Raw genomic sequence first — 21,069 nt, forward strand, 5'->3', positions numbered from 1 at the left:
CAGCCGATGCCCAGCCTGCGGACCTGGATGACCCTGGGGCGCATCTCCAACCTCCCCACCGTCTGGACCAACGCCCTGGCCGCCACCCTGCTGGCCAGCAGCGCGAGCGCCCTCGCCCCGCCCTCCCCGCTGGCCTGGGCCCTGCTGCTGGCGGCCGCATCGGCCCTCTACCTGGCCGGCATGCTGCTCAACGACCTGATGGACGCCGACTGGGACAGCCGCCACCACAACCCACGGCCCATCGCCCTCGGGCTGGTCACCCGGCAGCAGGTGGCGCTGGCCAGCACCGCGCTGTTGCTGCTGGCCGCCGCCGCGCTGCTGGGCCTGAGCCAACTGATCGCACGGCCCGGCTGGTTGCTGGGCAGTGCCGCACTGCTGCTCGGGCTGATCCTCGCCTACAACCTGCTGCACAAGCGCCACGCCCACAGCGTCTGGTTCATGGGCGGCTGCCGCGCGGCCCTCTACCTCACCGCCGCGGCCAGCCTCACCGCCCCGCCGGCGCCGCTGTGGCTGTGCGCCCTGCTGCTGGGCACCTACATCAGCGGGCTGACCTACGTGGCCCGGCAGGAGCACCTCAACCAGCTGGCGAGCCTGGCGCCGCTGCTGCTGATGCTCAGCCCGCTGGCCCTGGCGGTCCATGCCCAGGGCCTGTGGTTCTGGCTCATGTTGCTGTTGTGGCTCGGCTGGCTGGGCCTGAGCTACCGGCGCCACCTGGCGGCGCCCGAGCGGCGCAACGTGCGCGCCTTCATCGGCGCGGGGCTGACCGCGCTGCCGCTGATCGACGCCATGGTCCTGGCCCTCGCCGGCTATCCGCTGGGCAGCCTGGCCTGCGTGGGCGTCTTCCTCCTGCTGCCGCGCTTGCAGCAATGGGTGAAACCGACATGAACAGCCCGACCACGCTCCAGCTCGGTAGCGATCGCATCGCCGACCTGCACCAGGCCCTGCGCGACGAATTGACCGGCGCCGCCCTGGCCTGGTGGAACCAGGCCCGCGAACGGCTCGCCGCGCAGCCCGACATACAGGCGCTGATGCGGCTCAGTGGCCCGTGCCGACGCCAGATCGGCGATGCCCTGGTGGCCGACCTGCCGTGGACGCGCGCGGCCCTGGCACGCGCCCTGCTCCTCGCCCAGGCCCTGGAGGCCGACGCCGGCCCCGGGCGGGCAACCCTGCTGCAGCGCTATTTCGAGTGGGGCGATGACCAGGAGAAAGCCGCCGCCCTGCGGGCCCTGGACTGGCTCGACGGCCAGGGCGCCAGCCTGGAACTGGCGCTGTTCGCCGGGCGTACCAACAGCTGCGAGGTGTTCGCCGCCCTCGCCCTGGACAACCCCTACCCGGCCCGGCACTACCCCGAGCGGGCCTTCCACCTCCTCATGCTCAAGGGTGTCGGCATGGATTTGGACCTGCGCCGCGTCCTGGGCCTGGCGCCGCGCCGCAGCCGCGAACTCAACCAGCTGGCGCTGGACATGCTGGAAGAGCGCCTGGCCGCCGACCGCCCCGCGCCACCTGCCATTTCGCACCTGCTGGCGTGGCCACTGCTGGCGCCCGACCAGCTACAGCGCCTCGACGCCCATCACCGCCAGGGACGCCTGCCAAGCGGCTGGCTGCCCGGCGACCTGCCTCTTCAACACCGATAGCGACAACGCGAAGGACGCCGACATGCCCACCTATTTCGACCCGCACATCCACATGGTCAGCCGCACCACCGACGACTACCAGAACATGGCCGCCGCCGGCATCACCGGGGTCATCGAGCCGGCTTTCTGGCAAGGCCAGGCGCGCACCAGCCTGGGCAGCTTCGTCGACTACTTCGACACCCTGGTGGGCTGGGAACGCTTCCGCGCCAGCATGTTCGGCATCCACCACTTCTGCACCATCGGCCTCAACCCCAAGGAGGCCAACAACCTGGGGCTGGCCAACGAGGTGCTGGAGATACTGCCCCGCTACCTGGTGAAGGATGGCGTGGTCGGCGTCGGCGAGATCGGCTACGACGACATCACCCCGGAGGAAGACCGCTTCCTCGCCCTGCAACTGGAGCTGGCCAGGCAGTTCGACCTGCCGGTCCTGGTGCACACCCCGCACCGCGACAAGATCGGCGGCACCAAGCGCACCCTGGCGGTCATCCGTGAAGTCGGCATCGCCGAAGACCGCGTGCTGATCGACCACCTCAACGAACTGACCCTGCCCCTGGTGCTCGACAGCGGCTGCTGGCGCGGGCATTCCATCTACCCCAACACCAAGATGTCCGAGCAGCGCATGGTCGCCCTGCTGCAGCAGTACGGCACCGAGAAGATGGTGGTCAACAGCGCCGCCGACTGGGGCGTGAGCGACCCGCTCAAGGTGCCCAAGACGGCCGACGCCATGCGCCAGGCCGGCTTCAGCGAAGCCCAGGTGGAACAGGTGCTGTTCCACAACCCGGTGGACTTCTTCGCCCAGAGCGGCCAGCTGGACAAGGCCGCCGTCGCTACCCTGCTGCCCATCGACCAGCGCCGCAAATGGCAGGACAACTCCGCGCTGCGGGGCCAGGAACCGGTGGTGCGATGAGCCCGGCAATGGGATGGACCCCGCCCCGGCTCGGCTACTGCGGCAACGTGCACCCGGCCCATGACCTGGCCGCCCTGCGCGCCTCCATCGCCGGGCCGTTCCAGGCCGTGCGCCGGCAGCGCGGCCTGGCCGAACAGGACAGCGGCCTGTGGATCAGTGCCCGGGCCGCCGCCGAACTGCAGCAGCCCGGCCCGCGCGCGGCGTTCCTCGCCCTGCTGAAAGACAGCGGGCTGCGCCTGACCTCCCTCAACGGCTTCCCCCATGGGCGTTTCCATGGTGGCCAGGTGAAGAGCGGTGTCTACCGGCCGGACTGGTCCGAATCCCCGCGCCTGGACTACAGCCTGCAACTGGCCGCGCTGCTGGCCGAGGCGCTGCCCGAGGACTGCGACCAGGGTGTGATTTCCAGCGTTCCCCTGGGCTATGCCGCCGATTGGTCGATCGAACACCTGGCCCGCGCGGAGATGCACCTGCTGCAACTGACCGAAGCCCTCGCGGAGCTGAAGCGCAGGACCGGCAAGAACATCCGCCTGTGCCTGGAAATGGAGCCCGACTGCGTGCTGGAGCACACCGACCAGGCCCTGGCCTTCTTCGCCCACTGGCAGGCACGGGACCCCAACCACGACCACCTGGCGTTGTGCTTCGACGTCTGCCACCAGGCGGTGCTGTTCGAGGACTGCCACGCCTCCCTTTCGTGCCTGCGCCAGGCCGGCATCGTCATCGGCAAGATCCAGCTCTCCAACGCCCTGGTGTGCCGCCTGCCCGGGGATGAGCAACGCCGCGACCAGGTGCTGGACGTGATCGCCGGCTTCGCCGAGGGCACCTACCTGCACCAGGTCAAGGCGCGCCACCGCAGCGGCCAGCTGCTGGCCTGGGCAGACCTGCCCGCCGCCCTCCTCGACCCGGCCCTGGCCGGTTGCAGCGAACTGCGTGTGCACTTCCACGTGCCCCTGTTCAGCGAGCGCTTCCAGCTGCCGGAACTCGGCGGCAGCCAGCAGGCCCTGGGGCGCGTCTTCGAATACCTGGCCCAGCACCCGGACTTCCACCCGGTGCTGGAGGTGGAAACCTACAGCTGGATGGTGCTGCCCGAAGCCCTGCGGCCCGGCTCCGAACCTGCGCTGGCCCGCGGCATCGCCGCCGAACTGGAGTGGGTGGAAGCCCAGCTGCAACGGCACGGCGCCCTCGACGGCGAGCCGCTGCGGGAGGTGCAGCATGCTTGAGCCACGGCCCCTGCTGCTGGTCGACGTGGTCGGCCTCACGCCTTCCCTGCTGGGTGAGAACACCCCCCACATCAACGCCCTGCGCGGCCGTGGCCGCATGGCCTGCATGCAGCCGGTGTTCCCGGCGGTCACCACCACGGTGCAGTCGTCCATGCTCACGGGGTTGCCGCCTTCCGGGCACGGCATCGTCGGCAACGGCTGGTACTTCCGCGACCAGGCCGAGGTGCGCTTCTGGCTGCAGCCCAACGCCCTGGTCCAGGGCGAAAAGGTCTGGGAGGTGCTGGCCCGCGAGCTGCCCGGCTTCCGCTGCAGCCAGCTGTTCTGGTGGTACAACATGTACGCCGACGTCGGCGCCTCCATCACCCCGCGCCCCCACTACCCCGCCGACGGGCGCAAGGAGTTCGGCCTCTACTCCGCCCCCGATGGCCTGCACCAGGCGATCGAGCAGCGCATCGGCACCTTCCCCTTCCAGCACTTCTGGGGGCCCGCCGCCGGCATCGGCTCCAGCCGCTGGATAGTCGACTGCGCCATGGCCGAGTTCGAGATCAACCGCCCGCACCTGCAGCTCGTCTACCTGCCGCACCTGGATTACGACCTGCAGCGCCTGGGCCCCGACCACCCCGGCATCGCCACCGAGGTGCGCGCCATCGACAACGAGGTGGGTCGCCTGCTGGCCTTCGCCCAGGCGCGTGGTGCCGCGGTGATGCTGGTGTCCGAGTACGGCATCGAGGCGGTGCAGCGCTCCATCTCCATCAACCGCCTGCTGCGTGCCGATGGCTGGCTGCAGGTGCGCCAATCCCTGGGCTGGGAGCTGCTGGACCCGGGCGCCAGCGCCGCCTTCGCGGTGGCCGACCATCAGGTCGCGCACATCTACCTGCGCCGCGAACAGGACCTGTCCAGGGTGCGCGCCCTGCTCGAGCGCGAACCCGGCATCGAACGGCTGCTGGACCGTGCCGAGCAGCGTGCCTGGCAGCTGGAGCACCCGCGCAGCGGCGACCTGGTGGCGATCGCCGCCCCCGGGCACTGGTTCGACTACCAGTACTGGCTCGACGACGCCAAGGCGCCCGACTTCGCCCGCACCGTCGACATCCACCGCAAACCCGGCTACGACCCGCTGGAACTGTTCATCGACCCCGCCATCACCCTGCCCAAGCTCCGCGTGGCGCGGCGCCTGCTGCGCAAGAAACTGGGGTTCCGCTACTACATGGACCTGATTCCGCTGGACACCCGCCTGGTACGCGGGAGCCACGGCCGACTTCCCCGCAGCGACCAGGATGGCCCGCTGCTCATCACCGATTGCGACTTGCCTTTACCGGACCGCCTGCCGGTCACCGCGGTAAAACAGTTGCTCCTGCAGTACTTCCTGGGGCACCGAACTCTCGACAAGGCCATAGCCAAGGAGACCCCATGCAACGAGCCCTCCCCCTTGCAGTACTGAGCGCCCTGGCCGGATTGGCCCAGGCCCAGAGCCAACCCGCCTTCGACTGCACCGCCTTCTTCGAGTACGGAGGCAAGCCGGAAGAGGTGCGCAAGGCATTCGAACAATCCCCCGAGACCCTGGCCTGGGACTGGTTCGTCTGCCTCAACCATCCACAAGCTCAGGACAGCGCCGACCGTGTCTGGGAGGGCCTCAAGCCCACCGACCAGGTATTTTTGCCCGATGGCAGCAAACCCTTGCCCTATGAACAGCGCGAGCCCACGCCGGTCGCCGTGGTCAAGGCCGCGCAGGCCATGGGCATGGACACCACGCGCACCTTCCACAACCTCGACAGCACCCAGCAGGTCGACGGCCTGATCCTGGAGATGGGCGGCAATGTGCCGGCGGCGCAGAGGGGCAAGCCGGTGCGCTTCCAGTTGCTGATGGGCAGGGACACCTTCGGCTACATCGTCGACAAGGGTGTCTACAACGTCGACGGCCAGGCCGCGCTCACCGCCAACCTGGCCTTTCCCGCCGCCGCCTGGGAACTGAAGACGGCATGGATCTGGATCGGCAACGACCAGGCCTTCATGAAGACCCTGGCCAACGACGGCTACTACATCGTCCAGGCCTACTACCTGCAGAACGGCAGCCAGTACCAGGTGGGCTACGCGGCCCTGAGCGGCATGCACGTCATCAACAAGCTCACCGATGACTGGGTCTGGACCACCTTCGAGAACCGCAACAACAGCAAGTACACCGTCACCAACGACATCCCGCCCAAGCCCATGACCAACAGCACCGGGCCCACCAGCGCCGCGCAACCGGTCAACGCCAGCTTCCAGTCGCAGTACCCGGCCCTCGCCCAGTACGAGCTGATCGGCGTGCAGCACACGGCGGGCGGCGCGCCCAAGCTGCTGGCCAACTCCCAGCTGGAGTCGGCCTTCCAGAGCCAGTCATCGTGCCTCGCCTGCCACGACACTGCGGCCTATTCGGCGAAGAAGGGCTACTTCAACTTCGCGCTGCCGCAACAGGACGGGATCGTCTACCCCACCGAGCCGCTGCCGGATTCGGCCTTCGCCGGCTACAACAAACTGGACTTCGTCTGGTCGCTGAAACGCGCCCAGTGGAAGCGTCAAGGAGGACAGCAATGAGCGTCTTGAACTTCCCCCGCCTCTACCTCAACGGGCATTTCTTCTGGAACCCGCCCACGGCCAACAACAACGACATCTACCCGCTCTACGACGCGGCGAAGATGGACCTGAACTGGCCCTTCCTGGAGAGCTTCGGCATCAACCCCGCCAACGCGCGGGACAAGGTGCTGCCCTGGATGATCGCCCCGCTGCCCGAGGCACAGGTGCCGGACTACGTGCTGCAGGTGCCCAACAACAGTGCCAACAGCGGCCTGCCGCAGATCCCGGCGGAATGGGACCTGTTCGGCGACAACGCCTGCGGCACCGTGGACTACAACGACATCCGCTCGCTGATCATCGGTGGCGAGCTGCAGGCAAACAGCTACATCGAGCAGGACCCCATCGTGGGCAAGGGCTTCCAGTTGCTGGGCAACCCCTTCGGCAGCGACAAGCCCACCCCGGCGCGCTTCGTCGACATCAGCCCCTGGCAGAACACCTTCACCGCGCTGTACTTCGACCGCCTGGTACTGGGCGACGCCACCTGTGGCCTCACGGCCAAGCGCGCGTACCGCATGCTCGACCGCTTCCTCAACTTCAACTGGGGGGCCGTGCAGGGCCTGAATACGGTCACCACCACCTGGCAGACCTGCTTCCCCCGCGAGAACCTGCAGTGGCAGCTGGGCGACTCGGCCCTGCTCAAGGCCCTGCAGCAACAGATGGAGGCGCAGAACGCCAGGGGCCTGATGTTCCGCTTCACCACCTACCTGACCTACTACGACCGCAACGGCATCTTCAACGACTACCCGAAGGTGGTGACCCGCACCGGCGGGCCCGGCTGCAACACCTGCGCGACCGATCCCCAGTGCGCTGAATGCCAGCAGTGTCTGAAGACCCTGGCCGTGCAGCAACAGGCGTTGCAGGACATGTACCAGAAGGGCCTGGACAACGTCGCCGACATCTTCTTCAACCCCGCCTACAGCCGCACCGCCGGCGTGCTGGGCCTGTGGTTCGCGGACGAGTACCCCACGGCTCCGGCCGGTCGCCGGCTGGAGCCGGTCGGCGATTTCCCGATCCCGGGCGGCAGGCCGGGATCGACCATCCAGTTGGGGGTGATCTCCGCCCAGGCCCAGGGCGACCTGCTGTCCCTGGACCTCGGTACCGGCTTCCCCTTCCAGCCGCTGAAGGCGACCGAGGCGACCGTTCCGGAGTGCGAGAAGCTCCAGCTGGGCGATTTCCAGGTCGGCATCCAGCAGAACGGCCAGTTCCAGCCCCTGGCCGACCTCGCCTACGCCCAGTACGCCCAGGCCGCCTTCGACAAGCGCGCGGGCCTGGTGGACCTGCCCGTGAAGGATGCCGTGCCCAGGACCCAGGCCGGCACCCTGGCCCTGCTGACCCAGGGCGCCAGCCCGATGCTCGCTGCCCAGCAGCGGATGTGGACCGCCGAAGTGATCGAGAGCGGCACCTTCATCGATGTCGGGGACACCCGCACCCTGCAGATCATGGTGCAGTACGACGGCCTGCCCGCACCGGCCGGCACCACCCTGTGGGTGGCGGAATACAACAACCCCTACATGCTGACCACCAGCAGTTATTTCCTGGCCTTCGGCAATGACGTGGATTTCGGGCTGATCGCAGACGACCCCGCGAACCGCAACAACAACGCCACGCTGCTGCCGCAGTTCGCCGGCACCCAGGCGCCGGCGAGCCTGCTCAGCGAGGGCGCCGGCCGCAGCCTGCAGCAGGTGCTGCCGGCGAGCGACGCCCCGACGGCCACCATCAACTACCAGCACGTCAAGGCCACTCCGGCCGGCGTCAGCCTGGCGCCCTGCCTGCAGTTCGTCCCGTCCATCCCGCGTACGGGCGTGCTGGATAACGGCGCCACGGTGGACTACAGCCTCACGCAGATCACCACCGACGCCAACGGCATCGCCCAGGTGACGGTCAAGGCCATCGCCGCCGGCTTCCCGACCCTGCGCTTCTTCGTCCAGGACGGCCCTGGCGCTGCGCCTGCGGTGCCCTTCAGCTTCGACTACCCCACCGCCTACACCGACTTCCTCGCGCCCTTGCGGGTGCTGCCGGACGAGCCCGGGCTGATGGGTGAATTCGTCGCGGCCTGGAACCAGGTGTGCACCCAACAGGATGCGCGGGTGCAGATCTGGGAAGGCTTCATCTACCCGCGCATCTTCGAGCCGTTCTATTACCTCTACCCGATCATGGACAAGTACATGCCGCTGAACTCCCTGCAACGCATCGAGGGCGCCATCGACCAGTTGATCCGCCTGGTCAGCAAGCCCTACCAGGAGGAAAGCACCCTTGCCATGCCCATCACCCGCGACCTGCCGCAGAGCCGGCGCGCGGTGCTGGAACGCTGGGCCAACGAGCTGGTGAAGCTCAACTACCCGCCCCGGCCCCTGACCTGAACCGTCGTAGACCTGGAACCCGCAGGCGGGCCGGCACCGCTCGCCCGCCCTGCCCGTTACGAAGGAGTGTCCCCATGAAGAAAACCCGACTGCTCGCCTCGCTGCTGCCCCTCGCACTGCTCGGCCAACCCGCCATCGCCGCCGATGACGAAGGCGACGTGTTCTTCACCAACGGCGTGCACAACACCCTCGGGTGCGACGCCAGCAACGGCAACTGCATCGCCGAGCGCAAGCCCGGTGAGCCCAGCGATCCGTTCTTCCCCGCCACCTGGATCAGCGACTGGACCATGTTCCGCGTCACCCAGAACTACGAGAAGAACCCGCCGCCCTACAGCAACCCGCCCAGCACCCTCAAACCCGCCGACTACACCGTATCCAGGGGCACCAGCTACTACGACACCACCTACATCCCCGCCGATGGCGACGGCTACGGCGCGATGATGGAGCACTACGAGAAGTACTGCCTGCCGATCTTCCCGATCAAGGACAACAACTACACCTGCTCCTTCGTCTCCCTGGGCAACAAGGCCTTCTTCCTCACCTACGAGGACCGGCCCAAAGACATGCCCGAGTGCTGCGCCTTCTCGCCCATGAACCACCCGGCACGCCAGGACTTCGTCCAGCACCTGCCCTACAGCCCCACCCGCAGCCAGAACCTGCGCGGCAGCGTGCAGGCCTATGCGCTGGACGTGCAGTCGCCCCAGGGGCCGATCCTGTTCGGCTACGCCTTCTACAAGGACGCCACCCGCGCAGCCCCCGGCCAGCCGCTGTTCCGCCACCCGCAGTCGTTCTACTTCTCCGGGGACGCCAGCGTCGCCAACGCGCCCATCGTCAGCCAGAACTACGTCAACTTCCGTACCGACAAACCGGACCCGGCGCAAACCTGGGACCAGGTGGCCAAGAAGTGCCCGGTGAACCCGCAGCCCTGCCAGTTGTTCAACCCGCCGGCGTCCCAGGACAACGGCGCCGAGGCGCAATGGAACAAGCTCCAGTCCCGCAAGCCCTGACCGGCAAGGAGAGCCGCCATGAATCCGAGTTTCCGTCTCACCGGGCTGGCGCTGCTGGCCCTCGCCTGTGCCAGCTGCAACCTGCGCGAGCAATCACCCGCCCCCACCGTGCCCGCAGCGACCAACGCACAGTGCCAGCCCCCCACCACCGCCCCGGCCGCCACCGCCAGCCAGCAAGCCTTCGATGACTACAGCTGGCGGCTGTTCATCGCCCTCAACTGGCCCGCCATGGCCGGCCAGCGCGGGCAGCCGGACTGCAGCCAGCCCCTCGGCGGTGCCGGCCCCAGGGTCTGGCAGAGCTACAAGACGGTGAGCGAGATCTTCCTGCCCAACGGGGCCGACCCCGGCCCCTGGAATTCACCGCTGGGCACGCGCAGCCTCGGCATCATCAACATCGCCGCCCTGAAGAACACCTCGGTGGTGCAGGCCGTGGACCAGGCCGTCGGTGGCTGGCTGATCGACCAGAAGGGCAACCCGACCTACTACGACATCTCCGCCAACCAGGCCTCCTACGACTACATCGTGCAGAACGGCTTCTACAACGCCAACACCGTGTCCAGGGCGCAGAACATCGCCTTCCCGGCCCAGGCCACCGAGGTGAAGGCCGCCTGGCGGGTGCTCACCAGCCAGGACGACGCCAGCCGCTACCTGACCACCCAGGCCCAGGTGGCGCAATTCGACGCCCAGGGCCGGCCCACCGGCAGCACGGCCCCGGCTACCCTCGGGCTGGTGGGGCTGCACATCATCGTCAAGGCGCCGGGCTACCCGCAGTGGATCTGGTCCACCTTCGAGCAGGTGGACAACGTCCCGGGTTCCTCCGCCGGCAACGGCACCTACAGCTACTACAACGCCAGCGCGCCGGCGGCCAGCGTCAACCAGTCGCCCTGCAACTGGCAGCAGCAGGGCGCCCAGCTGGTGTGCACGCCCAAGCCCGGCGCCACCTTCCAGACCCCCGACCCGCTCAGCCGCGTCACCCCGATCGCCAGCACCACGGCCGCCGTCAACGGCCTCTACCAGCAGAACCTCGGCAGCGACGTGCTGCGCTACTACCAGCTGGTCACCACCCAGCGCCCGCTGATGCCGGACAACCCCAGCAACCCGCTGGGCCAGCCGACTCCGGCGCTGTCCGCCAACGTCACCATGGAGAGCTACATCCAGCCCAACAGCAGCTGCATGAACTGCCACTCCATGGCCACGCCGGTGCACAGCCCCTACAAATCGGACTTCTCCTACCTGTTCAAATTCGCCAAGGCGCCGGCGACGGCGCCCCACAAGGACGAGGAATGACCCCATGAGCATCCTGAACGGACCCCGACTGAACTTCTGGGGCGGCATCCGCACCGACGTGAGCCTGCCCAACAACTCGCCGACCATTCCCCAGGGCGGTCGCAAGCTGCACCTGTTCGACCTGCCCAACTCCCAGATCGCGTCCGAAGCCGCCGGCTACAGCGACGACCAGCTCAATGAGTGGATCAACGCCCCGACCGGCGACTACTACACCGCCGGGGGCTGGAACCACTACGGCCAGCACGTGGTGGACATGCAGAACGTACTGATCAGCTCCCAGGGCACCCCGGGCGCCATCAGCACCACGGGCGACCTGGTGGGGCAACCGGTCTACCTGCTCGGCTCCAAGGACCCGGTGACCAACCAGCCGCCGGTTTCCGGCCCGATGATGGTGGACCTCGACCCCTCCAGCGGCATCACCACGCAGATCTACATCGGCGGCCTGCAGATCGGCGGCACCAGCAACCCGCAACTGGTGATCCAGGCCGACGTGGTGGCCAGCAGCTTCGACGTGGCCCCCCGGCTGCTCAATGGCGAGGATGACGCCCCGGGCTCATCGCCGCTGTCCGGCACCTTCCAGGTCACCTTCCCGTTGAGCGCCATCGTCAGCTGGAACCCGAACAGCGCGATGCTCAAGGCCATCATCCAGGCGCCCGGCGCCACCGGCATCGTGGTGCGCTTCGTGATGTTCGAAATGTGCCCGGGCATGACCACGCCGCAGCTCGATGCCGACTACGCCGCCGGCCAGTACACCCCCAACCCCAGCATCGGCCGGGTCATCGGCACCCTGGCCCCGGCCTTCGCCGGCGAGCCGCTGATCTGCCCGGTCGGCCGCCAACTGGTGAACGGCGGCACCGGCGGTGCGGGTTATGCCCAGCAGTACAGCCTGAGTGGCCAGGCGATGCTCAGCCTGGACATGGTCAACCTGATCCCCAAGGCCGACTTCCGCGCGGTGCGCACCGACATCACCAGCCCCATAGGCCCGAACATCGACTACGGCCCGGTCAGCATCAGTGCCGGCAGCACCCTGCTGGCAACGCTGCCCGACACCAGCCCCTACCTGGTGGACTACTCCCTCTATGGCGGCATCGTCGACCTGCCGCTGACCGCCACCCAGTCGGCGGCGGCACAGGCCACGGCCCTTGCCATCGCGGCACCGAACACCGTCGACGGCACCACCCTGGCGGTGTCCGAAGTGACCTACCGGCTCTACAGCGACCAGCGCAACCTGTACATGGACGAATACCCCGACGGGGTGACGCTCGACCTGCAGGTGCGCTACCTGGGAGGGCCGGTGCCGGCCAACGGCAGCATCGCCCTGAAGACCTCCTTCCCGGGGGCCATCGTCGATCCGAACAACTGGAACCTGCTGCAATACAGCGCCACGGTCCCGATCAGCCAGGGCCAGACCAGCGTGTCGATCCCCCTGACGCGCAAGGAAGGAACCGCCGCCAAGGCCGGCTACACCAAGCTCGCCTTCTCCCTGGGCGATGGCAAAGGCTTCAGCAACTTCCGCTTCTATTCCACCACCGACTTCGGCATCCCCGCCGGGAGTATCCCCACCTGGGACCAGGTCTACCCGGCCGTGCTGCGCTTCCACTACCTGGCCTTCCCGGCCATGTCGCGCTTCATCCCGCTGAACCAGCAGGACGCCATCTGGAACGCCCGCGCGGCCATTGTCGCGCGCACCGCCGATGCCTATCGCGGCACCACCCTGTACATGCCGGTGGTGCGCTCCATGTCGCCAAGCCAGCGGGCCCTGCTCAAGGCCTATCTCACCAGCACGCCCTGGCAGCCCTGAGGAGGCGCACATGAGCATCCACATCCCCCACAGCCCCGAGGAAGACCTGCGCCCCACCGTCGTCGTCGCCGAGGGCCTGCTCAACCCCCGGGGCCTATGCCGGCAACCTGACGGCAGCCTGCTGCTGGTGGAAGCCGGCTCCGGCCACCCCGATGCGCCCTTCAGCGGTCGCATCAGCCGGCTGCGCCCGGCCCCTGGCAGCCCGGGCGCCTACCTGGCCCCAGAACCGGTGGCCCGGGGCTACCGCTCCATGAACATGCAGGTGCGCATGCTGCGTGATGAAGTCATGGGGCTCTCCGACGTGGCCTGCGCCGATGGCCGTTGCCTGGCCAGCCTCACCGACTACGTCGAAGGCTCGCGGGTGCTCGACCTGGGGCAGGACCCGCCGGTGCCGGTGTTCCACAGCCGCGGCAACCTCAACGCCCTGTGCTTTCACCCCGGGCGACGGACCTGGTTGTCGGTGAAGCCGGATACCAACCAGGTGGTGGAATTCGACGAGCGGGGCGAACGGGTCGTCGCCCAGATACCCGACATGGACCAGGGCCAGGACGCCGTGCCGGTCACCCTGGTGTACGAGCCCACCACCGGCGCCGTCCTGGTCAGCCTGTTCTCCGGTGAACGCCGGCTGGACCCGACGCGGCAAGGTATCGACTTCGTCGAGCGGGCCGGCCAGGTGATCCGCGTCTGGCCCGAAGACGGCTCCATCCAGCCACTGGTCGACGGCCTGCAACTGCCCACCGGCCTGGCCTTCACTCCGGGCGGCGGGCTTCTGGTCCTGGAACTGTGCCGCACCCTGCTGCAACCGCTCGATGCACAGTGGCGAGGCGAGGCGCGGCATGGCGGCTTCGAGCGCTTCAGCGGCCGCCTTCTGCACTGCGACCTGGCCAGCGGCACGGTCCGTGTCCTCGCCACCGGCCTCGACACCCCATCCAACCTCTGCCTGCTCGACGACGCCGTGCTGGTCAGCGAAGGCATGGGCCTCCACGGCCGCCCCCTGCCCCTTCCCGGCGGCGGGACGGTGCCGCTGGATGGGCGGATACGGCGGGTGTCGTTGCGAGGGCGGGTCTAGAAAACTTCGTTACGTAACTTGAATTTCAAATGTTACGTAACGGTATTCGATTGTCCCAGTGCGAGGCTGTACCGCGGTCACAGTAGCTCCCGATAGAGCTTGATGTAGTCGGTAACCATGCGTTGCGCCGTGAAATACTGCCAGTAGCGCTCTTGAGCGCGCGCTCCGAGCGCACTCGCCTGCTCCGGGTTGTCCCAGAGAAACTGCATGGCATTGCGCAACGCCGCCGGATCGCTCGGAGGCACCACCAGGCCGGTTTCACCGGCGATGTTGATGAACGTGGTGCCCGTGCCTATCTCGCTGGAGATCATCGGCTTGCCGAACATCGCGCCTTCCAGCAGAGAGATGCCGAAGGCTTCGGAACGCAGGTGGGACGGGAAGACCACCGCGTAGCTCAGCTCCAGCAAGGCGACCTTGTCGCTATCGGGCAACTGACCGAAAAAATGCACGTTGCGCAGCCCAAGGGCATGCGCCTGCGCGCGCAGTTCGATCTCGATGGGGCCGGCGCCGACTATGACGATGGGAACGTGCATGTCCCGCGCCGCCTCCATGAGGATGTGCAGGCCCTTGTAATAACGCAGCACCCCCACGAACAGGAAAAATTTGGGGCCGACCCTGGCACGCCATGCCTTGAGTCGTTCCGGGTCGGCGGCCGGGTAGGTTTCACGATCGAGGCCAATGGGGATGACACTGACCTTGTCTCGATAGCGTGCAAGCACTTCGCTGGTGGCCAGGTAGTTGGGCGAGGTGGCGACGATGCGGTCCACATCGCGAAGGAAGCAGCGCTTCAGCGGCCGGTAGATCTTGAGCAGGCGCTTCTGGCGGATGATGTCGGAGTGGTAGGTCACCACCGTCGGCTTGCGGATTCCGGTCGCGAAGTGCACCACGTCCATGAACGGCCAGGGGAAGTGATAGTGGATCACGTCGGCGTGGCGGGCCAGTTGGTAGAAGCGCAGGAACGCCGATGCCGAAAAACCGGTCGATGCGATCTGCAGGTCCATCTTGGCGCGGTGTACCAGGTAACCCCCGACATCGACGATACGGGGAACGTGCCTGCGCGTCAGGGACAGCACGTCCGTCTGCACCCCCTGCTTGGCCGCACCTAGCCCGATCTGGTGGATCACTTGCTCGATCCCGCCCATCGATTCGGGCACCGAGGTCTTGTAGAAGTGGAGTACTTTCATGGGCTTCGAGTGACCGCCTCCATGCGTTCCAGGAATAGCTTCTTCGAGAAGCGTGCCGCTTGTGTCTCACAGGCCTCGCGCATCGCCAGGGCCCTTGCCGGGGGCATGTCGCCAATGGCTTCACGCAGGCTTTCCACGTCAAGGGCCGGCGCTACGAGAGTGCCGGTCTCGCCATCCAGAACAGTTTCCAGCATCCCTCCTTCACGCACGCCGATGACCGGTTTACCGGCTGCCATCGCTTCCACTGGCGACATGCCGAAGTCCTCGTCCGTGGGCACGTAGATCGCCGCCCGGGCACCGCCTACGCATGCACGCAAGCCCTCTTCATCCTGCCAGCCGGTGAAGACGATATTGGGCGCCCCCTTGGCCAGGGCCTTCAGTCGTGCCTCGTCGCGCCCTCCCGAGGCGATCACCAGTTTCTGTCCTGGTAAACCGAGGAAGGCCTGGATGATGAGGTCAACCCGCTTGTGTGGCTCGAGCCGTGCCAGTGAGACGAAGTAGTCCCCTTGCCCCGTCCACCTGAATCGTTCTGTATCCACCGGCGGATGAATCACCTCGGACTCCAGGCCGAGATGCTGGCGAATACGACTGCGTACGTTCTCGGAGTTCGCGATGATCCTGTCCATACGCCCTAGGGCGGCTTCGTAGCGCCGTCCCAGGGCATCGAAGGCTGCGGCGGCCAGCGGCCGGAGCGGCGGTGCAAAGCGCACGAGGTAGCGATCGCGCCAGTCATAGACGTATCTAGGGGGCGTATGGCAGTAGTAGATACGCGCGCCGCCTCCCTGGTTGAACACGGCCGATGGTGCGTACAAACCGCTGTAGACGACCGTCTCCGCATCGCGCAGAAAACCGGTGCGCCAGGTGAAGCAGGCCAGGGCCTCGGCGATGCGCGGCAGCGGCCGGGTACCCACCCCGCCCAGGCAACGCAGCCCATCTGCTCCCAGTAATTCTTCTACGGCGAGAAAGCGTGCCTGCTCGTAAATACGTGAAACCACCAGTTGATATCCCGGCAGGCCCCTCACCAGATCGAGGGACAGGCGCTCGGCCCCACCGCTGACCTGGAGGTAGTCGTAGAGAACGTATCGGCTCATGTCTCGCTCGCCCACGAGAACAGCGGCGCAAGCCGCTGGGGCCAGGAAGCCGACTGCGCATACCGCTGGTAATGCGGTGCCTGGTTCGGCTCTTCCAGTGCGACCCGCACGGCGGCGACGAACTCGGCGCTCGATGAGCACAGTACGGCTGGGCTACCCAGCCCCTCCAGTTCGGCCCAGCGGCTTGAAACAACGGGCAGGCCGGAAGCCAGGTATTCATAGAGCTTGAGCGGGTGAATATGGGCGACCAACTGCCCGCATTTCTCCAGGTGGAAGGGAATCAAACCCACTTGGGCGTGACGCAGGTAGCCGGCCAGTTGGTCGTGTGGCCTGACCCCGAGAAAGTGCACATTGGCGGGTACGGTGGCCGGTGGGCTGGCGCAAGGCCCGATGAGCACGAAGTTGACCCATGGCATGGCTCGCGCGCAGGCGTCGATCAGAGTCATGTCGACCCAGGTGCTGATGTCCCCCACGAATACGGCGATCGGGCCAGAAAGTGAGGCGTATTCGGCTGGCCGCGGGGGGTGCCCGGTGAAGCGTTCGAAGTCCACGCCGTTGGGCATGTACATCACCTGGCGTGCACCCTGCTCGGATGCCCACTGCGACAAGCCTCGGGAAGCCGTGACCACCAGGTCGGCCCTCGCCAGAGCGTTCATCTCGCTGCGCTGGGCCCCTGCCCCGTAGCCGTCGAAACCGGCGTTGTAGTCGGCCAGTCGAACCACACAGCGTTTGTAGCGGATGTCGTCGAGCCAGGCCGGCTGGTAGATGCTGTCCAGCAACAACAGGTCGACCTCACCGAAACCGGCCTCGTGCACCCTCTGTTTGACGTTCGGCAAACTCAACTTGCTCCAGTTCGAGAACAGCCAGGGCGAGCGCAGGAAGCGCCGGTTGGAGGGCGCCAGGAGCGAGAACGGCACGTAGTGCCAGAGCTTGCCGTCCAGGTCGCGCTGGCCGCCGGCACGGTACTCGGCCAGCCGGGCCTGAAACACGGATGAGCTTCGCTTCAGGAAATTGAGCGGCGTGATGGGGGCCGCTATGTAGGCGACCTCCCACCCCTGGCGCACGAACTGGGTGGCGATGGCATGGCTGCCGACGCGCATCGGTGAAGTCCAGCAATGAATGCCGATATGCAGGACACGCTTAACCATGGACGGTCTCCAGCAGACGCATGCTCCAGACACAACGCTCGGGGATGTCGCGCACGCGGATCACCCGGGTCTCCGACTTGCAGCCGTAACCTGAAGAGAACGCCCCCTCCTCCAGCGTGGACCGGCCGCCGGAAACTTCCAGTCGAACCCTTATCCCGCCGCTACTCAGCAGCCAGCCCCCCTCCTCCTGCTGCGCCTGGACGCGGGGAGACAGCGGAAACGCCAGCTCACGTGCAGCCGCCCGGCATTCATCGATGACCTCGAAACCATCGTCCCGGATGGCCACGCTGCGGCGGTGCGGTGCGGCGAACCCCTCGTGCTCGCCGACGAAGCCTTCCGGGGTGGCCTGGATAACCCTCGATGTCGCCACACGACAGAGGCCGAACAGTCCCGTAGCGCCCTCCAGCCAGCCGCTCTGTTCGCCAGGCGCAGCGCTCAAGGTGGCGTGCGCGCGGGTGGAACGGAAGGCGTTGCGCTGCTCCGGAAGTGGCGTGTAGAGGTAGGTGCCCGGGTCCAGTACGAAAGGCTCACCAGCGAAGCAGGCCTCCAGCGAAAGCTGATCGTTGTGCGCATGGCCACCGTTGCCGAGTTGCCCCACCTGGCCGCAGCGTACCGATAGCCAGAGCGATGGGCGTCGATAGACGTAAAGCCCGAAATCGTCGAAGGCGTGGAACGCAGCGAGCGGCTCGATGGCCGGTGCACCCTCGCCTTCCCCGAGGTCTCCCGCCAGCGCATTGATCACCCATGCATCCAGCGATGCAGGCAGAGGCCGGTCGCCCTTGCAAAGCTGAGCCACACAGTCGATGAGCACCGCATGACCATCACTCCAGGGCGCATCCGGTCGTGCATCGGGGGTGAGTTTGAAAAAGCGGCCGCTGTCGTTGTCACCAACCTGCACGACTTGCCCATCCGGCCGGGTGATGGCGCGAGAGAAACCGGCCATCCGGGCCAGCTGATGCAGCGCTTCCTGCGAGTGCAGCGCCCAGCGGGCCGGCACGCTGCGCTGGGCTGGCAGCAGGCCTGGTCCGCTACCGTCGAGACGCTCGAGGATGGACAGGTCCAGAGCCTCCAGGCGCGCACCGATACGGTGGGCGAGCGCCACGGGGAACAACACCAGCTCCGCCGAGAGACGGTGATAGCTGGTGGACGCTTCGAAGTTGCTGCCATCGGCCTGGAACTGCTGGAACATTTCCTTGCCCAGTTCGTTGGCGGCCAGCACCAGCCAGGCATCGCTTTCAGAACTTGCAGCCAGGTAGGCCGCCACGAACAGCAGGCCCGCCACGTTGGACAGGTAGTGGTTGCTGCGCAGATGGGGGAACCACTCCAAGTGGGTCACGATATGGCGCCCGTGGGCCTGTACGCTGCGCCTGAACTCGGTATCGAACCCCGGCGCGAAGCCCATGCCGACGGCGACGAAGATGTCATGGGCCAACAGCAGGTTGGCGACTCGGATCGCCACGTCCATGGTGCAGGCCCAGTTCACGCCGAAGCGCGGCGGGTTGGCCGAGATGAAGTCGAGCACCTGGTCCTGGAACTCGACACGCAGCGCCTCACTCATCTCTATCTCGCCGGCCAGCCGGTGCGCGGCAGCGGCGAGGGCCAGGCGGGGTGCATGCTGCATGCGGGCGAGCTCCCAGGGCAGCTTGATGTCCACGCCGGGCAGATGCCCGTAACGGATCTGCGCCGATGGCGTAGTCACTGACCAGCGATAGCCGGAGCGCAGGTCCAGCTGCCAGTCGATGGACTGATAGCCGGGGGAGATCAGCCGTCTCAACCGCGCCCCATGGCGGCGGTTGGAAGGATTGATTTCCGTTGTCGCGGGAGCGTTGTAGCGGTGTCCCTCCAGCCCCGCCGGCTGGCAGCCGAGGTCGGGGCAGACGTTCCAGGCACCCAGCAGGTCGAAACGGTGGGCGCGTATGCGAGCTGCGTCGACGGCCAAGGCCTGGCGCCAGGGAGCCAGCATCTCCGCCGTGAGCGGTGGCAACAGCCTCTGCAGGGGCTGCACGGGCACTTGGCTCCCGAAGGTCGGCAGGAAGCGGTCGCGTGCTTGCAGGCGCAGCCGGGCCCAATTGCGCAGTACGAAGGCCGCCACGCGACGAACGATCTCGGCCAGCGGGTGACGCAGCAGGCGTCTGACTCTCATCAATCCGTTCATGGGCACAGCCGCTCCAGCGAGGAGACGATTCGCTGCGTGTGGTGCCGCCAGGTGTGCCGTTCAAGCACCTCCTGCCGGGCGCTGGCACCCAGGTGCCGGCCCAGATCGGGCTGCTGCAGCACCACGGAGAGGCCTTCCGCAAGCCTGCCCGGTTCCCCCGGCTCGACCAGCCAGGCGCTGCGCCCATGGTCCAGGACCTCACCGATCTGCCCCAGCGCCGAAGCGACGATAGGACGCCCCATTGCCATGTACTCGAAGAGTTTCGTGGGTGACCCGAAGAACGGCGTGCCGTCGGGGTTGGGTACATGGGGGGCGACGAGCATGTCGCAGCAGGCCAGGTAGCGTGGCGCGTCCTGTTGCGGCACCTGGCCGGTGAACACGCAGTTCTGGCTTACGCCCAAACGCTCCGTCTTCTCCAACGTCGCCGCATGGCGCACCCCCTGCCCCACCAGCAGCAGGCGCACGCTCTCTCGGTGCTCCGGGCGGCTCTCCAGCAGCCTGGCGAACGCCTCGACCAGCTCCTCGGTGCCGTGCCAAGGACCGAAAGTGCCGATGAAACCGATGACGGTCATGCCCTCCAGGCCCAGTTCCCGCCGCAACGCGGTGGCGTCGATGGCCGGGTGAAAAGCTTCCGCATCCACGCCGTTGGGGTTGACCAGGATGCGCTCGGCCGGCACGCCGCGTTCGAGCAGTTCCTGGCGCAGTACCTCGCTGACCACCACGATGAGGTCGGCTGCATCAAGGTTGAGTTGCTCGACCCGCTCGGAAAGCGCTGGCCGTGCCACCGGCGTACCCCAGTTGCGGCTGATCCAGACTTCCGAACCGTTGTATTCGGTCACCAGCGGTACCTCCAGCGCCAGGGCCAGCCTGGCGCCGGCATAGTTGTTCAGGCTGTAGCGCTGGTAGATGAAGGAAGGCCTGCGCCCGCCAAGGGCCGCTTTCGCCTCATCACTGGCGGAGCGACTGAACAGCAGCGCCGGGATTTCACGGAAATCCCAGAATACGGGGGGTGGAAGGATCGTCCGCACGGCGATGGCGGTATCCAGGATCGGATTGCCTGCCGTGGAAAGCACCAGTGGAGGCGTCCCAGTGGTGACAGCCAGGTTGTTGATCACACCGGCCATGTGGGTGACCGAGCCACCGACCTGGGTCGAGAACCACAGGTCCGTCTTCAGGTACAGGCAAGGCGCCCCGGGGTGCAGCGCCACAGCGCCGCGTTGCTGAGCCCGCTGTGACAGCTCTGCCAGTTCATCGCGGACCCCTTCCAACAGCCCGGGCAGGCGCAGCGCTTCGCCCACGGCCCGGGTCATCTGGCGGATCAATTGCCAAGGGCCAATGCGCAGGCGGGCCAGGCTCGTGTCGACGAGGGTGACCTCGCCACGGGCGAGCAGCCGCAGCACACCCATCACCAGCAGGGGCCGCGGGCGCAGGCCCAGGTGCGGCAGGACCAGGGTGACCGAGGCATGGCGGAACAGGTGGCGGCGCAGCCCGGGGCCACGCACGGTGGCCGCGAACTCGGTGTGCGACCAGGTTTCCACGCCTTGGGGCAGGTCCAGCCCCAGGGGCGGCTCGCCATCGCAGATCAGCAGGTGCGCCATA

Annotated in this window: 16 protein-coding genes; 11 read left to right on the top strand and 5 right to left on the bottom strand. The window is 67.3% G+C overall.

Annotation, left to right across the window (positions count from 1 at the left end; all coding sequences use genetic code 11):
• Positions 1-6: 6 nt before the first annotated feature.
• The 11 genes from ACYJSS_RS18235 (at position 7) to ACYJSS_RS18285 (ending at position 13,892) form a co-directional block, all read left to right on the top strand.
• Positions 7-885 (top strand): UbiA family prenyltransferase, encoded by an 879-nt coding sequence (locus ACYJSS_RS18235; protein ID WP_371921704.1) that lies wholly within the window; start codon positions 7-9, stop codon positions 883-885.
• Positions 882-1,634, top strand: a complete 753-nt coding sequence (locus ACYJSS_RS18240; protein ID WP_236204882.1) for an EboA domain-containing protein — start codon at positions 882-884, stop codon at positions 1,632-1,634. Before ACYJSS_RS18235 ends, ACYJSS_RS18240 begins: the two co-directional genes overlap by 4 nt.
• Positions 1,635-1,656: 22 nt before the next feature.
• A complete protein-coding gene (locus tag ACYJSS_RS18245; protein WP_111262374.1) occupies positions 1,657-2,541 on the top strand; it encodes a TatD family hydrolase in 885 nt (294 codons plus the stop codon).
• Positions 2,538-3,758, top strand: a complete 1,221-nt coding sequence (eboE, locus tag ACYJSS_RS18250; RefSeq protein ID WP_236204881.1) for a metabolite traffic protein EboE — start codon at positions 2,538-2,540, stop codon at positions 3,756-3,758. The genes ACYJSS_RS18245 and eboE overlap by 4 nt, the downstream gene beginning before the upstream one ends.
• Complete coding sequence (locus ACYJSS_RS18255) at positions 3,751-5,196, top strand: alkaline phosphatase family protein (RefSeq protein ID WP_236204880.1); 1,446 nt, start codon at positions 3,751-3,753, stop codon at positions 5,194-5,196. Before eboE ends, ACYJSS_RS18255 begins: the two co-directional genes overlap by 8 nt.
• Positions 5,166-6,329, top strand: coding sequence for a hypothetical protein (locus ACYJSS_RS18260; protein WP_111262377.1), 1,164 nt, complete (start codon positions 5,166-5,168; stop codon positions 6,327-6,329). The genes ACYJSS_RS18255 and ACYJSS_RS18260 overlap by 31 nt, the downstream gene beginning before the upstream one ends.
• Positions 6,326-8,728, top strand: coding sequence for a hypothetical protein (locus ACYJSS_RS18265; RefSeq protein WP_236204879.1), 2,403 nt, complete (start codon positions 6,326-6,328; stop codon positions 8,726-8,728). The genes ACYJSS_RS18260 and ACYJSS_RS18265 overlap by 4 nt, the downstream gene beginning before the upstream one ends.
• Before the next feature lie 74 nt (positions 8,729-8,802).
• Entirely contained in the window at positions 8,803-9,735 is a 933-nt protein-coding gene (locus ACYJSS_RS18270; RefSeq protein ID WP_236204878.1) for a hypothetical protein, read from the top strand.
• An 18-nt stretch (positions 9,736-9,753) separates the two neighbouring features.
• The gene (locus tag ACYJSS_RS18275) at positions 9,754-11,022 is read left to right on the top strand and encodes a hypothetical protein (RefSeq protein ID WP_236204877.1); all 1,269 of its coding nucleotides are present in this window, start codon (positions 9,754-9,756) and stop codon (positions 11,020-11,022) included.
• A 4-nt stretch (positions 11,023-11,026) separates the two neighbouring features.
• Positions 11,027-12,823 carry a hypothetical protein gene (locus tag ACYJSS_RS18280; RefSeq protein ID WP_236204876.1) on the top strand — a complete coding sequence of 599 codons (1,797 nt, stop codon included), beginning with the start codon at positions 11,027-11,029 and terminating at the stop codon, positions 12,821-12,823.
• A 10-nt stretch (positions 12,824-12,833) separates the two neighbouring features.
• A complete protein-coding gene (locus ACYJSS_RS18285; protein WP_111261798.1) occupies positions 12,834-13,892 on the top strand; it encodes a hypothetical protein in 1,059 nt (352 codons plus the stop codon).
• Positions 13,893-13,969: 77 nt separating this feature from the next.
• On the opposite strand, the gene ACYJSS_RS18290 is transcribed toward ACYJSS_RS18285, so the two are convergent.
• The 5 genes from ACYJSS_RS18290 to ACYJSS_RS18310 are packed head-to-tail and all read right to left on the bottom strand — an operon-like array spanning position 13,970 to position 21,068.
• Positions 13,970-15,076, bottom strand: coding sequence for a glycosyltransferase family 4 protein (locus tag ACYJSS_RS18290; protein WP_236204875.1), 1,107 nt, complete (start codon positions 15,074-15,076; stop codon positions 13,970-13,972).
• Positions 15,073-16,167 (bottom strand): glycosyltransferase, encoded by a 1,095-nt coding sequence (locus ACYJSS_RS18295; protein ID WP_111261800.1) that lies wholly within the window; start codon positions 16,165-16,167, stop codon positions 15,073-15,075. Before ACYJSS_RS18295 ends, ACYJSS_RS18290 begins: the two co-directional genes overlap by 4 nt.
• On the bottom strand, positions 16,164-17,315 hold the full coding sequence (locus ACYJSS_RS18300; protein WP_236204874.1) for a GumK N-terminal domain-containing glycosyltransferase: 1,152 nt from the start codon (positions 17,313-17,315) through the stop codon (positions 16,164-16,166). Before ACYJSS_RS18300 ends, ACYJSS_RS18295 begins: the two co-directional genes overlap by 4 nt.
• Positions 17,308-19,470 carry a heparinase II/III family protein gene (locus ACYJSS_RS18305; protein WP_236204873.1) on the bottom strand — a complete coding sequence of 721 codons (2,163 nt, stop codon included), beginning with the start codon at positions 19,468-19,470 and terminating at the stop codon, positions 17,308-17,310. Before ACYJSS_RS18305 ends, ACYJSS_RS18300 begins: the two co-directional genes overlap by 8 nt.
• Entirely contained in the window at positions 19,467-21,068 is a 1,602-nt protein-coding gene (locus ACYJSS_RS18310; protein ID WP_236204872.1) for a glycosyltransferase, read from the bottom strand. The genes ACYJSS_RS18305 and ACYJSS_RS18310 overlap by 4 nt, the downstream gene beginning before the upstream one ends.
• Position 21,069: the final 1 nt, after the last annotated feature.

This window comes from Pseudomonas sp. No.21 (assembly GCF_054558415.1).